The sequence below is a fragment of the Marinobacter manganoxydans MnI7-9 genome (assembly GCF_000235625.1).
Taxonomy (GTDB): Bacteria; Pseudomonadota; Gammaproteobacteria; order Pseudomonadales; family Oleiphilaceae; genus Marinobacter; species Marinobacter manganoxydans.
In genome coordinates, this window is sequence record NZ_AGTR01000053.1 from 26,625 (window position 1) to 40,007 (window position 13,383).

Below are 13,383 nucleotides of genomic sequence, written 5' to 3' on the forward strand. Positions count from 1 at the left end.
CGGCCTCACCCGAATTGGGATGGAACGCAAGTTGGCAATGATGGGTGGTTCCTATAACGTTAAAGGCTTTCCTTTCAGAATTCAGGAGCGCGTTGTGTCCCAGTCCGAGCAATTTGCCAGCGACAACTACAGCGGTGTGTGCCCGCAGGCCTGGAAAGCCATGGAGGCGGCCAACCGGATGGATGAACCAGCCTACGGCGAGGACAGCTGGACGCAAAAGGCGGCGGATGGCCTGAGGACGCTGTTCGATACCGACTGTGACGTTTACTTCGTGTTCAATGGCACCGCCGCCAACTCTCTGGCCCTGGCTTCGATCGGTCAGTCGTTTCACAGCGTGATCTGCCATGAGCTGGCCCACATTGAAACCGATGAATGCGGCGGCCCGGAGTACGCCTCCAACGGCGCCAAGCTGCTTCTGGGGCAGGGCGAGAACGGCAAGCTGACACCGGAGAGTATCGAACACCTGGTGACCAAGCGGACCGATATTCACTACCCCAAGCCCAAGGCGCTCAGCCTGACCCAGGCCACAGAGGTCGGGACGGTCTATACATCCGAGGAGCTCAGGGTTATTCGGGCGGTCGCCGATCACCATAAGCTCAATATCCATATGGACGGCGCCCGCTTTGCCAATGCGGTGGCTGCGCTGGATGTACATCCGTCGGAAATTACCTGGAAGGCCGGTGTCGATGTTCTGTGCTTTTCCGGCACCAAGAATGGCCTGGCGCTTGGCGAGGCGGTGGTGTTCTTCAACCGGTCTCTGGCGGAGGACTTCGAGTGGCGGTGTAAGCAGGCTGGTCAGCTGGCCTCCAAGATGCGTTATATCTCGGCACCCTGGTGCGGGCTTCTGGAAGGCGATGTGTGGTTGGAGAATGCCCGCCATGCCAATGCCTGTGCCCAGCGTCTTGTCGAGGGGCTGGAAGGTCTTCCAGGTATCCAGCTACGCTACCCCAGACAGGTGAACGGTGTTTTCGTGGAGATGCCGGAGCCTTTGCAGGCGGCACTGCGGGCCAAAGGCTGGCGCTTTTATAACTTTATTGGAGGCAGTGCCCGTTTGATGTGTTCCTGGGCGACGACCAATGAGCAGGTGGACCGCTTTCTTGCTGATGTTAGAGCCCTGATAGGTTAAGAGCTATCGATTCCGGGGCGAAGTCGTGGTATATCAGCAGCCCCAAAACCCCAATTTTTTCGGAAACAGAAGACATGCCCAGAGCCAGTGAAATCAAAAAGAATTCCGCCGTTGAATACGATGGTCGGGTGTATTTTGTAAAGGACATCGAGCGTTCCGTGCCCCAGGGCCGCGCGGGCGGCAGTCTTTACCGCATGCGCATGTACGATGTGGTGACCAATCAGAAGCTGGACGAGACCTTCAAGGATTCGGACATGCTCAACCTGGCCGACCTTACCCGCCGGGAAGCCACCTTTTCCTACGCCGATGGCGATGAGTACGTGTTCATGGATACCGAGGACTTTACTCAGTACAGCCTGAACCGCGAGGCCATTGCCGAAGAGCTGCTGTTCATTTCCGAAGATACTCAGGGTGTCATGGTCATCCTGTTGAAGGATTCGCCGGTTTCGCTGGCTCTTCCGCCTACGGTGGAGCTGGTAATTGAGGAGACGGACCCGTCTGTAAAGGGTGGCTCTGCGACGGCTAGAACCAAGCCCGCCCGGTTTGCCACTGGCCTGGTTGTTCAGGTTCCCGAGCACATCTCCACCGGCGACCGCATTCGCATTAACGTGGAGGAGCGCAAGTTCCTGGGCCGCGCCTGAGTTAACGTCGTTCCGAAGTAAGGACACCCTGTGAAGCCGATAGAAACGATAAAAGTGCTGGTCGCCAGCGTGATTGCTGTTATGGTCATGGTGGGTATTGCCCGGTTTTCCTACACGCCGATGATCCCGGAAATGGTCGCGGCACTGGGGCTGAGCAAATCCGTCGTCGGCATGCTGGCAACCGTGAACTACGCCGGCTACCTGACCGGCGCAGTGCTGATTACCCGCATCAGCGATCTTGGTCTCAAGGTAAGGCTCTACCAGCTTGGCCTGGTGGTTGCCGTGGTTTCAACGGTTCTCATGGGGTACACCACCAATGTGTGGGTGTGGTCCATTCTGCGTTTTATCTCAGGTCTGAGCACCTCAGCGGGTATGTTGCTGGGTGCCGGTCTTTTGATGAGCTGGTTGATCAAGAACAACCAGAAGTCCGAGCTCGGCGTGTTCTTTTCCGGTATCGGGCTCGGGATTGTACTCACCGCTGTGGTGGCGGAGCTGATCAAGGATCCGTTCACCTGGGATCAGCAATGGGTGATTTACGGGCTGGTGGCCCTTGGGCTTCTGTTGCCCGCCTGGCGTTGGATGCCGGACTACCGGGCCTGTGCCTTGCCGAAAACAGGTGCGGCCAAGGCAGGTGACGAGCGAAGCCGGTTCATACGGATCCTCCAGCTGGCGTATTTCTGCGCCGGTGTGGGCTATGTGGTGACAGCCACCTTCCTCGTAGCAATTGCGGAATCCATGCCCGAGCTTCAGGGGCAGGGCTGGCTGGTCTGGCTGATTGCAGGTCTTGCTGCAACGCCGGCCTGCTGGCTGTGGGATGTGTTTTCCCGGCGTTGGGGCCAGTGGCTGGCGCTTTATCTGGCCTACACCCTGAACTCCGTGAGCATCCTGATGCTGATCGTGAACACCAGCTTCGCCAGCGTGATGCTCAGCTCCGTGATTTATGGCGCCAGCTTTATCGGTATCGTCAGCATGATGCTGGCAATGGTAGGGCGGGTTTTCCCCGAGAACCCTTCCCGGCCCATGAGCCGGTTGACCTTCAGCTACGGTATCGCCCAGATGATCGCACCCGCGGTGGTTGGCTATCTCGCGGATGTGGAAGGTAATTACACCAACGGCCTCTGGCTGACCCTGGTGGTGATGGCGTTAGGCGTTTTGATGCTTCACCTGGCAAGGCTGGCGCAGCAGCGTCAGGGCGAAGCCGCGACAGCGGGTTGAATTGATTCCGCAATCGAATGTCACTCGAAGAGGAAAGCAGATCATGCCAGGAAAGCCTTCAAAACCCGTATCAGCATCTGCGATTGAGAAGCACGTCTACAAGGTGTTTCCAAACGACATGAATTCCCACAATACCGTGTTCGGCGGCATGATCATGGCAAAATGCGACCGGCTGGCGCTGGTCGTGGCAGAGCGGCATTCCGCCCATGTTTGTGTGACGGCTGCCGTGGATTCAATCCATTTCAGGGCACCGGCGAAGGGTAACGATACGCTGCTGTTCAGCCTGTCGCTGAACCGGAGCTGGGGCTCGTCCATGGAAATCGGTGCCAGGGTAGAGGCCGAAAACAGTTACACCGGCGATACGCGGCACATTCTCTCGGCCTTTTTCACCTTTGTTGCTCTGGACGAGAATGACCGGCCGGTGGATGTCCCGGAAGTGATACCGGAAACGGACGAGCAACAGCGCCGGTACGACAATGCCGAGATTCGCCGGGAAGGGCGCCTGAAAACCCGGGAACAACTGGCATCCTCGTCCCGCTCGGCAACTGACTGAGCGGGTGCCTAGAGAACCTCTGGTTCTGTTGTCGGATCTGTCTGGATGGCAGTATCCCGCAATCCACCGAACCGCTTGTAAAACTTCTCACCCGGACCTGGAAGGGGGCCGGAGGCGTTTTCGAGGTTCTCGTCCAGCCACTGCTCGGCCCGCACATAGATTTGACGATACAGGTTCCGACACAGCTGTTTGGCGCTGCGGCCTTCCCAGTCACCGGGTAGCAGTTCATCGGGCAGCAGCGGGTCCCTCAGAAGAATTTTGCGGTACTCGTGGATCAGCAGGATCCGGAGTATCAGGCACTCCGCGGGGCTGAGAGTGTCCTCAGACTGGAGTTCACGCCACAGGGGCCGGAACTGGGTCAGGAAGCGTCGGTAGCGGCCGCCCAGTTCCTCAAGGTTCCAGCTTTCGCGAACCTGCAGTCTCAGGGCTCTTGGGCTCTTCTGCTCCATGGGCATGGTCTGCATCACGATGGTGTCTTCGAGAGCACCCCATTCCTGAAGCATTGGAATCAGTTCGCTGCGAGTGAAGCGTGGGTGTTCCATCAGCCCGGGTGCCATGCTGCCAAAACTGAGCCACTTGAGTTCCTCCCGGACTTTTTGCCTGAGTTCCGGGGAAAGCTGGTTCAGGTAGACCAGGCACCAGCTTCCACTCCATTCTTCGGCGCCCAGGTTATAGACGTGCTGAAAAGCCTGCTCGAACCGCCGCAGGCCCGGGCCGGTGAGGCTGTAATAACTGCAACGGCCCACCTTTTCGGTCTGCAGCCAGGATTCCTGAACCAGACGATACACCGAGGTGCGAACCAGTCGCTGGCTGATGCCCATGGGCTCTACCAGTTTCATCAGGCTTCCCAGCCAGACATTGCCGCCGCGGGGAACGATGGCATCGCCATAGATGGTGATGATGAGTGAGCCGGCCCGAAGGGGTCGCTTTTTCTGGAAGTTCTTGACGAGCAGTTCTAGCTGGCTTTTTGCAGTCATGGCCTGAGTTCGCAAATAAGAATCAATGAAACACGTTGTACGTATTATGCGGTTCTTACGTGTCAGGTAAAGGTTTGTCTTTCGATCAGCGGTGCTGGCGTGTTCTGCCAGTGTCGGCTTTACTGACAGAGCCGCGTTGGCACTCCCGGAAATCAGTTGACACGAGCGTTATGATACAATAACTTCATTTGATATTCGTCAATGGTATCGAATCATACCGGGAGCGAAGAAACAAAAACTCAAGCCCCTGCAAAAAACGGGAGAACAAAAACAATGTTTAAAACAGTGATTCGTCGCGCAGGCAAATGCGCAGCCGTTGCAGCCGCCGGTCTCATGATGATGAGCGCTCAGGCAGCTGAACCCATCAAGATCGGTTCGTTCCTGTCAGTGACAGGCCCGGCATCGTTCCTTGGTGATCCCGAGCTGAAAACGCTCGAGATGTACGTTGAAAAAATTAATGAAGAAGGTGGTGTCCTTGGTCGTCAACTGGAGCTGATCCACTATGACGACGTTGGCAACGCTTCCTCTGCCCGTAACTTTGCCAGTCGCCTGATCCGCTCGGACCAGGTTGATATCATCGTTGGCGGCAGTACTACCGGCGCTACCATGGCGGCGGTACCGCTGATTGAGCAGGCAGAAGTGCCGTTCATCTCCCTGGCCGGTGCTGTGGTTATCACCAACCCGGTCAAAAAGTGGGTATTCAAGACTCCTCAAACCGACCGCATGGCGGCAGAGCGTATTCTGACCGACATGAAGGATCGCGGCATTACCAAGTTTGGTCTGATTTCCGGTACCGGTGGTTTCGGAAGCTCGGGTCGTACCCAGACTCTGGAAGTGGCCGAAGCGATGGGAATGGAGGTTGTAGCCGACGTTACCTACAGCGGATCTGATACAGACATGACCGCCCAGCTGACCAATATCCGTAACACAAGTGGTGTGGAAGCGGTTCTGAACTTCGGTTTTGGTCAGGGTCCGGCCATCGTAACTCGCAACTATGCCCAGCTGGGTATGGAGCTTCCGTTCTACCAGTCCCACGGTGTCGCATCCGACAGCTTCCTGGAGCTCGCTGGCTCCGCGGCTAATGGCCTGCGTCTGCCCGCCTCTCCGCTGCTGGTGCCGGATTCCCTGCCGGACGACGATCCCCAGAAAGAAGTGGTCCAGAACTACAAGGCTGAATACGAAGCCCGCTGGGATTCCAAGGTGTCCACTTTCGGTGCCTATGCCTACGACGGCCTGATGCTGGCAGTTCGCGCCATGGAAGAAGCTGGCTCTACCGATCCGGAAGCAGTTCGTAACGCACTGGAAAACATCCAGGGCTATGTCGGTGTAACGGGCGTGTTCAACATGTCCCCGGAAGACCACAACGGCCTTGATCCGGAATCCTTCCGCATTCTGGAAGTCCAGAACGGCGAATGGAAACTAATCGACTGATACCCCTTTAACCTGTCTCGCGGCTGGCGACGACCCCTTTTCAGGGCAAGTCGCCAGCCGATGTTCGACCGGAACCACCGCTATGCTCGCAGAATTCTTACAGTACCTGTTCACCGGGATTACTATCGGTGCGACCTACGCCCTGATAGCCCTCGGTTTTACCCTGATCTATAACGCCAGTCACGTCATCAACTTCGCCCAGGGCGAGTTCCTGATGATTGGAGGCATGGCGACGGTTTCGCTTACGGCCATGGGTGTACCCATGATCCTGGCGGTCGTGCTGGCCGTAGTCCTGGCCGGTATCCTCGGCATCGCCCTGCAGCGCTTCGCGATTGCGCCTGCCAAACAGGCCGATGTTGTTACCCTGATTATTATCACCATCGGTGCGTCGATCTTTATTCGCGGTATTGCCCAGGTAGTCTGGGGCAAGGAATACCACGTGATGCAGAATTTCAGCTCGGACCAGCCTATTGAAGTTTTCGGAGCGGTATTGAATAGCCAGAGCCTCTGGGTTCTCGGTATTGGCGCGATCCTGGTGGTCGGCCTGGTGCTGTTCTTTACCAAGACACTGATTGGCAAGGCTATCCTGGCGACATCCATGAACAAGGAGGCTGCGCGCCTTGTCGGTATCCGGACTCAGATGGTTCTGATGCTGGCATTCATGGTTTCGGCATTACTGGGCTCTGTGGCCGGTATTGTTGTTGCCCCGATCACGTTCACGTCCTACGACATCGGTATCATTCTCGGACTGAAAGGCTTTGTGGCGGCTGCCATTGGCGGCCTGGGTAGCGGCGTTGGCGCGGTGGTTGGTGGTCTCTCGCTGGGCATCGTTGAGGCCATGGCGGCCGGCTACATTTCATCGGACTACAAGGATGCCGTGGCATTCTCCATGATCCTGCTGGTGCTGTTCTTCATGCCCCGCGGATTGTTCGGTGCCAAGGTAGTGGAGCGCGTCTGATGTTGAACACGTTTATGCAGTCGCGTCTCCGGGGGCTGATTGTTCTCGCCCTGATTCTCATCATTCTTCCCGCTTTTCTCGGCAACCCGTTCCATTATGAGCTGGTTACCCAGATGGCGATCATTGCTGCCACGGTGGTTGGCCTTAATCTCCTGGTGGGTTTTGCTGGCCAGATCAGTCTTGGCCACGCTGGCTTCTTCGGTCTTGGCGCCTACTTTACCGGCATCGCGACCGGCACCTACGGCTGGCCTTCAGTGCCCGCGTTGGTGGTCGGAGCAATTGTTGTGGGCTTTATTGCCTGGATTGTCGGGCGACCGATTCTGCGCCTGAAGGGCCACTATCTGTCCATGGCGACCCTCGCCGTTGGTTTTATTATTGCCATCATCCTGAACAACGAGCGTGCACTGACCGGCGGGCCAGACGGTATGCCGGTGCCGGCCTTCGAAATATTTGGCTGGGAGCTGAGCGCGTTTGGTCGCTATTCGCTGTTCGGTATCACGATCGAAGGCTTCCAGGCCTGGTATATCTTCGCCAGCGTGGTGCTTCTGGTAGCGGTGTGGTTTGCCCTGAACCTGATTGAATCGCCGATTGGCCGGGCGCTGCGTTCGGTTCACGGCTCGGAAGTGGCTGCCAGCGTTGTCGGTGTGAACACCGCGAAATACAAAAGCCTGGTGTTCGTGATCTCGGCGATCTACGCCAGCCTGATGGGCAGTCTTTATGCCCACTTCCAGGGCTTCATTACGCCTGCGGTAGCAAGCTTCGAATTCTCCATCCTGTTCATCACCATGGTTGTTCTGGGTGGTATGGGCTCGACCTTCGGTGTCATTCTTGGCGCCGTGGTGCTGAAGCTTTTGCCCCAGGTTCTGGCAGATTTCCAGGAGCTGGAACATGTCATGTTCGGCCTGATCCTGATGCTCACCATGATTTTTATGCCAAAAGGGCTGTTGCCCACACTGACCGCGTTTGTTTCCAAGAAAATGCGCAAGAAAGCGGGAGGTGAGGCATGACAGCACTGGTCGAAGTAAAGGGGCTGGATAAAGCCTTTGGTGGTGTCCATGCGGTGGAAGGCGTCAGCTTTTCGGTTGAAGCCGGACAGGTCTATTCTGTTATCGGCCCCAATGGTGCCGGCAAGACAACGCTGTTTAACCTGATCACAGGGCTCTATACGCCGACCAAAGGCGAGATCCTGCTGAACGGTGAGAGCACCGCCAAGCTGGAGCCCAATGAGCTGGCAGAGCGGGGCATGTGCCGCACGTTCCAGCAGATGCAGATCTGCATGAACATGACCGCCATCGAAAACGTGATGCTGGGTCGGCATCTGCAGCTCAAAAGCAGCCTGTTTACGACCCTGTTCCGTTTGCCTTCTTTGCGCCGCAACGAGGCCGCGGCCCGTAAGCGCGCCGCCGAGCTGATGGAGTATGTGGGATGCGGTGACTACCTGGATGCCGAAGCATCGGCGATGTCCTATGGTGCGCTGAAGCGCCTGGAGATTGCCCGGGCATTGGCCGCTGAACCAAAGGTAATCCTCCTGGACGAGCCCGCCGCCGGTTTGAACGCGGTTGAAACCGCTGCCCTGGAGGATCTGATCCGGAAAATTGCGGATCAGGGCACCACCGTTATGCTGGTTGAGCACGACATGAAGCTGGTTATGGGTATATCCGACCGGTTGCTGGTGCTTAACTACGGCCGTGTTCTGGCAGAGGGAACCCCTGAGGAAATCCGCCAGAACCCGGATGTTATCGCCGCCTATCTGGGTGGCTGAGCAAGGAGACATTTCACATGAGCGAGCAAAACACTGAAATGGCGCCTGCCCAGTCACGCAGTGAGCAGGCCGTACGGATTATTGTTCATGAACACCAGGCACTGTGGCGGATTCTGGATCTGCTGGACCAGCTGCTTAGTGATATGAACCTCAACGATCAGCGCCCGGATGAGCGGCTGCTGAAGACCATTTTTGATTACATTCAGCACTTCTCCCAGCGGGTGCATAGCACCCCCACGGACATTGAGCTGTACAAACGGCTCAGCGAGAAGTCCCCTGAGACGGCGCCTCTTCTTGAGAAGCTGGCGAAGGGCTATGTCATCGGTCATGAAAAGCTGGTGGAGTTGCGCCGGCTCCTGGCCGAGTGCGAGGAAGGCTGGCCGGAAGGTCGCGAGGAATTCAGTCACGCCCTGGCGCGTTTCACGGAGGCCCTGCGCAAGCACATCCGCAAGGAAGAGGGCGTGGTTATTCCTCGGGCCCGGAAACTGCTGACGGAAGAAGACTGGCAGCAGATTATTGAAGCCCGGGACGTGGAAAACGATCCGCTGTTCGGTGAGCGCGTCCGGGAAGAGTTCCGGGAACTGCGGCACCAGATTGTCAGTTATACCCCCGAGAAATTCGGTGGTCTCGGCCTGAAGCACGCAGACCGGGTGACTGCGCCTCATGCCAAAGAAGAGATGCTGTCCATCAAGGGGCTGGTTACTTCCTACGGTCAGATCGAAGTTCTGCATGATGTGGATATCCATATCAACAGCGGTGAGATCGTGTCACTGGTAGGCGCCAACGGTGCCGGCAAATCCACCCTGCTGATGACCATTTCCGGTTTGCAGCCCACTGACCGGGGTGCCATAACCTTCGAAGGCAAGGATCTTTCCAAGATCAGCGCCGATCAGCGGGTGGCTAATGGCATTGTCCAGGTGCCCGAGGGCCGGCAGGTGTTCAAGGACCTCAGTGTGCACGACAACCTGCTGTTGGGCGCCTATACCCGGGGCAAAACGCCCGAGGTAATGGACGACCTGGAACGGATGTACACCAAGTTCCCGATTCTGCGTCAGAAGCGCCATAACCTGGCGGGTGAGCTCTCCGGTGGCCAGCAGCAGATGCTGGCAATGGGCCGGGCCCTGATGGCCAAGCCCAGGCTGCTGCTTATGGACGAGCCAAGTATGGGTCTGGCCCCGTTGATCATCGAAGAGATCTTCAACATCGTCAAAGAACTGAAGGAAGAGGGCATTACCATCTTCCTGGTAGAGCAGAACGCCTCTCAGGCATTGGCACTGGCTGATCGCGGCTATGTGCTGGAGACCGGCAAGGTGGTGATTGAAGGGACCGGCCGTGAACTGCTCAGCAATGAGAAGGTTCGTGAGGCCTACCTGGGCATGTAATCGCCCGGAACTTTCCTTGCGCAAATAAAAGGGGGACAGGTCTTGCGACCTGTCCCCCTTTTATTTGCCTGACGCTTTCTCCCTGGGGTCCAAGACAGGGAGAAAGCAGGGAAGCCCGGTGTTACTCGGGCTTCTTGGCAACCAGTGTCAGGATGTCGTAGCTCGCAACCATCTCGTCGTTCTGGTTGTGAACCTGAACATCCCAGACCACAACACCCTGGGGGTGTCCGTCCGGAGATGTCCGACCCTGATCGATCTTGCGCTTGCAGGTCAGGCGCGCCCGGATTGTGTCACCCGGGGCAACCGGCTCAATGAAACGCAGGGTGTCCAGACCGTAGTTCGCCAGCACCGGACCTTCACCCGGATAGACGAACAGGCCGGCCGCAGCGGAAAGCACGAAGTAGCCGTGAGCAATGCGCTTGCCGAACTGGGAGTCCCGCGCCGCGATTTCATCGAAGTGCATATAGAAGTGATCACCGGACAGGCAACCAAAGTTGACGATGTCGGCTTCGGTGACGGTGCGTCGATGCGTCAGCAGAGACTCGTTGATCTGCAGGTCTTCGAAGTGGCGACGGAACGGATGCACGTCGGTTTCGATCAGATCAGCACCGCGTACGTACTCGCGGGTAACCGCAGCCAGCATGCTCGGAGAGCCCTGGATTGCGGTGCGCTGCAGGTAGTGGTGAACCGCACGGATACCGCCCAGTTCCTCACCACCACCGGCGCGACCGGGGCCGCCATGCTTCAGCATGGGCAGAGGAGAACCGTGGCCTGTGGATTCTTTTGCGGCTTCGGCATCCAGCAGGTGCAGGCGGCCATGGAACGCGGCCAGCAGCGGGGCGACCCTGCCAGCAATGGCAGGGTCCCGGGTGGTCAGGGTAGTGACCAGGGAACCACGGCCTTTCGAGCAAAGTTCAACGGCGTCTTCAACGGTGTCGTAAGGAATGACGGTAGCAACCGGGCCGAATGCCTCGATATCGTGGGCACCACAGCCGCTTTCCGGGTTCCGGCACAGCAGCAGGTGCGGCTCGATGAACGCGCCCTTCTCGGTGCCATCGCCGGTAGCCTTGAAGTTGCCTTCGCCACCCACAACCAGCTCACTGGTCTTGAGCAATTCCTGGATGTTGGCTTTCACATCCTCCAGCTGGTCGATGGAGGCCAGTGCACCCATGCGGACGCCTTCGACAGAGGGATCACCCACGGTGATCTTGGAAAGCTGCTCTTTCAGCTTGTCGCAGACCGCGTTTACCTGATCTTTCGGAACGAAGATACGACGAATGGCGGTACATTTCTGACCGGCCTTGGCGGTCATCTCGCGCCGGATTTCCTTTACGAAGACGTCGAATTCTTCGTGCTCCGGGGTCACGTCCGGCGCCAGAATGGCACTGTTCAGTGAATCGGCCTCGGCGTTGAACGGAATCGAACGATTGATGATGTTCGGGTGGTTCCTGAGCTTCCGTGCCGTTGCGGCCGAGCCTGTGAAGGTCACCACATCCTGCTCTTCCAGATGGTCAAACAGGTCGCCGGTGCTGCCAATGATCAACTGCAGGCTGCCTTCCGGAAGCGCGCCGGATTCCTGCATCAGGCGGACGGCGAGTTCGGTCACGTAGCAGGTTGAGGTGGCCGGCTTCACGATGGACGGCATGCCTGCCAGGAAGGTGGGTGCAAACTTTTCGAGCATGCCCCATACCGGGAAGTTGTAGGCGTCAATGTGAACCGCAACGCCGCCGCGGGGCACCAGGATATGGGTGCCTGCAAAGTGGTTGTTCTTGCCCAGCGGAGTCACCGGGCCTTCGTGAACCACGTTGCCCGAGGGAAGTTCGCGGCGGCCCATGCTGGCGTAGGAAAACAGCGTACCGAAACCACCGTCGATATCGATGCCGTTGTCGCCCTTGGTGGAACCGGTATGCATCGACAGGGCGTAGAGTTCTTTTTTGTGCTCCTGGAGGTACAGGGCCATGGCCTTCAGGGCCAGGGCGCGCTCCTGGAAATCCATCGCCATGAGGTTTTTGCCGCCAACCCTGCGGCCATACTCAACAGCGTTCTTGAAATCGAGGGTGTCGTCGTGGGTATGGGCGACGATCTCGCCGTTAACGGCGCTTGGCAGAGCCTTGGCGGGCTTTTCGCCGACCCACTGGCCGGCAATGAAACTTTTCAGGACTGACATGGGAAACTCCATTCGTTTCTGAAACGCGAAGGCAAGCCCCGTTGCTGCGGGACTTGCCTTGCTCTTGTCTTGTTTTGGGGGCGGAAACTACATTTCGTCGTAGTCCAGAACCACCTTGTCGCTGATCGGGTAGCACTGGCAGGAAAGCACGTAACCGGCTTCCACCTCGTAGTCTTCCAGAGCAAAGTTCTGGTCCATCTCTACCTCGCCTTCCACGACCTTGGCTCGGCATGTGGAGCAGACGCCAGCCTTGCAGGAATAGGGCAGGTCCGCGCCTTCTTCGTTGCCGGCATCCAGAATGCTCTTGGTGTCGCGCACCAGCGGGAAAGTCAGCGAGCGGCCATCAGCGATCACCGTTACTTCACTGATTGACTGGGGATCGACGTGTGCCGGATCCCGGTCTTTCCGGGCCTGGGGAACCCCACCAGCCGGGGTAAACAGTTCGAAGTGGATCCTGCTCTTTTCCATGCCGTGGTTCCGCAGTGAGTCGCGCACGGTCTCGGTCATCATCTGCGGGCCGCAGATAAAGGCCGCCGTGAGCTCCTTGGCATTGATCCAGTGATCGAACAGCTTGTCGCACTTCTCGTGGTCGATACGACCGTTGTAAAGGTCTATGTCCTGTTCTTCACGGGTGAAGATGTACACCAGGTTAAGGCGGGACATGTACTCGTTTTTCAGGTCCTGCAGCTCGTCACGGAACATGGTGCTGCTGGTGGCCTTGTTGCCGTAGAACAGGGTGACCTCGCTCTTGGGCTCGGTTTCCAGGGTGGTCTTCACGATCGAGAGGATCGGAGTAATACCACTGCCGGCCGCAACGGCCAGGTAATTGCCTTCACGTTCCGGGTCCAGATCAATGGAGAAATGGCCCTGCGGCGGCATGACTTCCAGAGTCTGGCCGGGCTTGAGTTGCTCGTTGGCAAAGGTGGAGAAGCGACCGCCCGGAACCTGTTTGACGGCGATGCGAAGCTCCTGGTCGTTGACACTGCGGCAGATCGAGTAGGAGCGGCGAACTTCCTCGCCATCCAGCTTGGTGCGCACGATCAGGTGCTGGCCCTGCTGGTAGTGAAACTTGTCTGCCAGATCTTCCGGCACGTCAAAAGCAAGTGATACGGCGTTTCTTGTTTCAGGTCTGACCTCTTTGAGGGTCAGTGAGTAAAATTTGTTCATGATC

12 protein-coding genes and 1 pseudogene are annotated in these 13,383 nt (G+C 57.7%); 10 read left to right on the forward strand and 3 right to left on the reverse strand.

From position 1 onward, the window contains the following. Positions 1-40 precede the first annotated feature (40 nt). The 4 genes from KYE_RS12170 to KYE_RS12185 all read left to right on the forward strand — a co-directional run bounded on the left by KYE_RS12170 (position 41) and on the right by KYE_RS12185 (position 3,535). A complete protein-coding gene (locus KYE_RS12170) occupies positions 41-1,126 on the forward strand; it encodes a threonine aldolase family protein (protein ID WP_050898318.1) in 1,086 nt (361 codons plus the stop codon). Positions 1,127-1,200: 74 nt separating this feature from the next. Beyond that, positions 1,201-1,767, forward strand: coding sequence for an elongation factor P-like protein YeiP (gene yeiP / locus KYE_RS12175; RefSeq protein ID WP_008173777.1), 567 nt, complete (start codon positions 1,201-1,203; stop codon positions 1,765-1,767). A gap of 30 nt (positions 1,768-1,797) precedes the next feature. Continuing rightward, positions 1,798-2,982 (forward strand): YbfB/YjiJ family MFS transporter, encoded by a 1,185-nt coding sequence (locus KYE_RS12180; RefSeq protein ID WP_008173779.1) that lies wholly within the window; start codon positions 1,798-1,800, stop codon positions 2,980-2,982. Positions 2,983-3,025: 43 nt separating this feature from the next. Next, positions 3,026-3,535, forward strand: coding sequence for an acyl-CoA thioesterase (locus tag KYE_RS12185; RefSeq protein WP_008173781.1), 510 nt, complete (start codon positions 3,026-3,028; stop codon positions 3,533-3,535). Positions 3,536-3,543: 8 nt separating this feature from the next. Here the strand turns inward: KYE_RS12185 and paaX are convergent, their stop codons facing one another. After that, the gene (gene paaX / locus KYE_RS12190; protein WP_008173782.1) at positions 3,544-4,512 is read right to left on the reverse strand and encodes a phenylacetic acid degradation operon negative regulatory protein PaaX; all 969 of its coding nucleotides are present in this window, start codon (positions 4,510-4,512) and stop codon (positions 3,544-3,546) included. Between the two features lie 273 nt (positions 4,513-4,785). Between paaX and KYE_RS12195 the strand changes: the two genes are divergently transcribed. The 6 genes and pseudogenes from KYE_RS12195 (at position 4,786) to KYE_RS22360 (ending at position 10,045) form a co-directional block, all read left to right on the forward strand. Then, on the forward strand, positions 4,786-5,943 hold the full coding sequence (locus KYE_RS12195; protein ID WP_008173783.1) for an ABC transporter substrate-binding protein: 1,158 nt from the start codon (positions 4,786-4,788) through the stop codon (positions 5,941-5,943). A gap of 82 nt (positions 5,944-6,025) precedes the next feature. Continuing rightward, positions 6,026-6,901, forward strand: a complete 876-nt coding sequence (locus KYE_RS12200; protein WP_008173784.1) for a branched-chain amino acid ABC transporter permease — start codon at positions 6,026-6,028, stop codon at positions 6,899-6,901. Continuing rightward, complete coding sequence (locus tag KYE_RS12205) at positions 6,901-7,908, forward strand: branched-chain amino acid ABC transporter permease (RefSeq protein ID WP_008173786.1); 1,008 nt, start codon at positions 6,901-6,903, stop codon at positions 7,906-7,908. Before KYE_RS12200 ends, KYE_RS12205 begins: the two co-directional genes overlap by 1 nt. Continuing rightward, positions 7,905-8,663 carry an ABC transporter ATP-binding protein gene (locus KYE_RS12210; RefSeq protein ID WP_008173788.1) on the forward strand — a complete coding sequence of 253 codons (759 nt, stop codon included), beginning with the start codon at positions 7,905-7,907 and terminating at the stop codon, positions 8,661-8,663. The genes KYE_RS12205 and KYE_RS12210 overlap by 4 nt, the downstream gene beginning before the upstream one ends. A gap of 38 nt (positions 8,664-8,701) precedes the next feature. Continuing rightward, positions 8,702-9,130: pseudogene (locus KYE_RS22355) on the forward strand (hemerythrin domain-containing protein); the annotation flags it as partial. 210 nt (positions 9,131-9,340) lie between these two features. Beyond that, positions 9,341-10,045, forward strand: coding sequence for an ABC transporter ATP-binding protein (locus KYE_RS22360; protein ID WP_008173790.1), 705 nt, complete (start codon positions 9,341-9,343; stop codon positions 10,043-10,045). 121 nt (positions 10,046-10,166) lie between these two features. Here KYE_RS22360 and paaZ read toward each other — a convergent pair whose 3' ends face one another. Together paaZ and paaE are read right to left on the reverse strand one after the other, a co-directional pair. After that, positions 10,167-12,212: a phenylacetic acid degradation bifunctional protein PaaZ gene (gene paaZ, locus KYE_RS12220; RefSeq protein ID WP_008173792.1), complete on the reverse strand. Its 2,046-nt coding sequence runs from the start codon at positions 12,210-12,212 to the stop codon at positions 10,167-10,169. 87 nt (positions 12,213-12,299) lie between these two features. Beyond that, positions 12,300-13,379: a 1,2-phenylacetyl-CoA epoxidase subunit PaaE gene (paaE, locus tag KYE_RS12225; RefSeq protein ID WP_008173794.1), complete on the reverse strand. Its 1,080-nt coding sequence runs from the start codon at positions 13,377-13,379 to the stop codon at positions 12,300-12,302. Positions 13,380-13,383 lie beyond the last annotated feature (4 nt).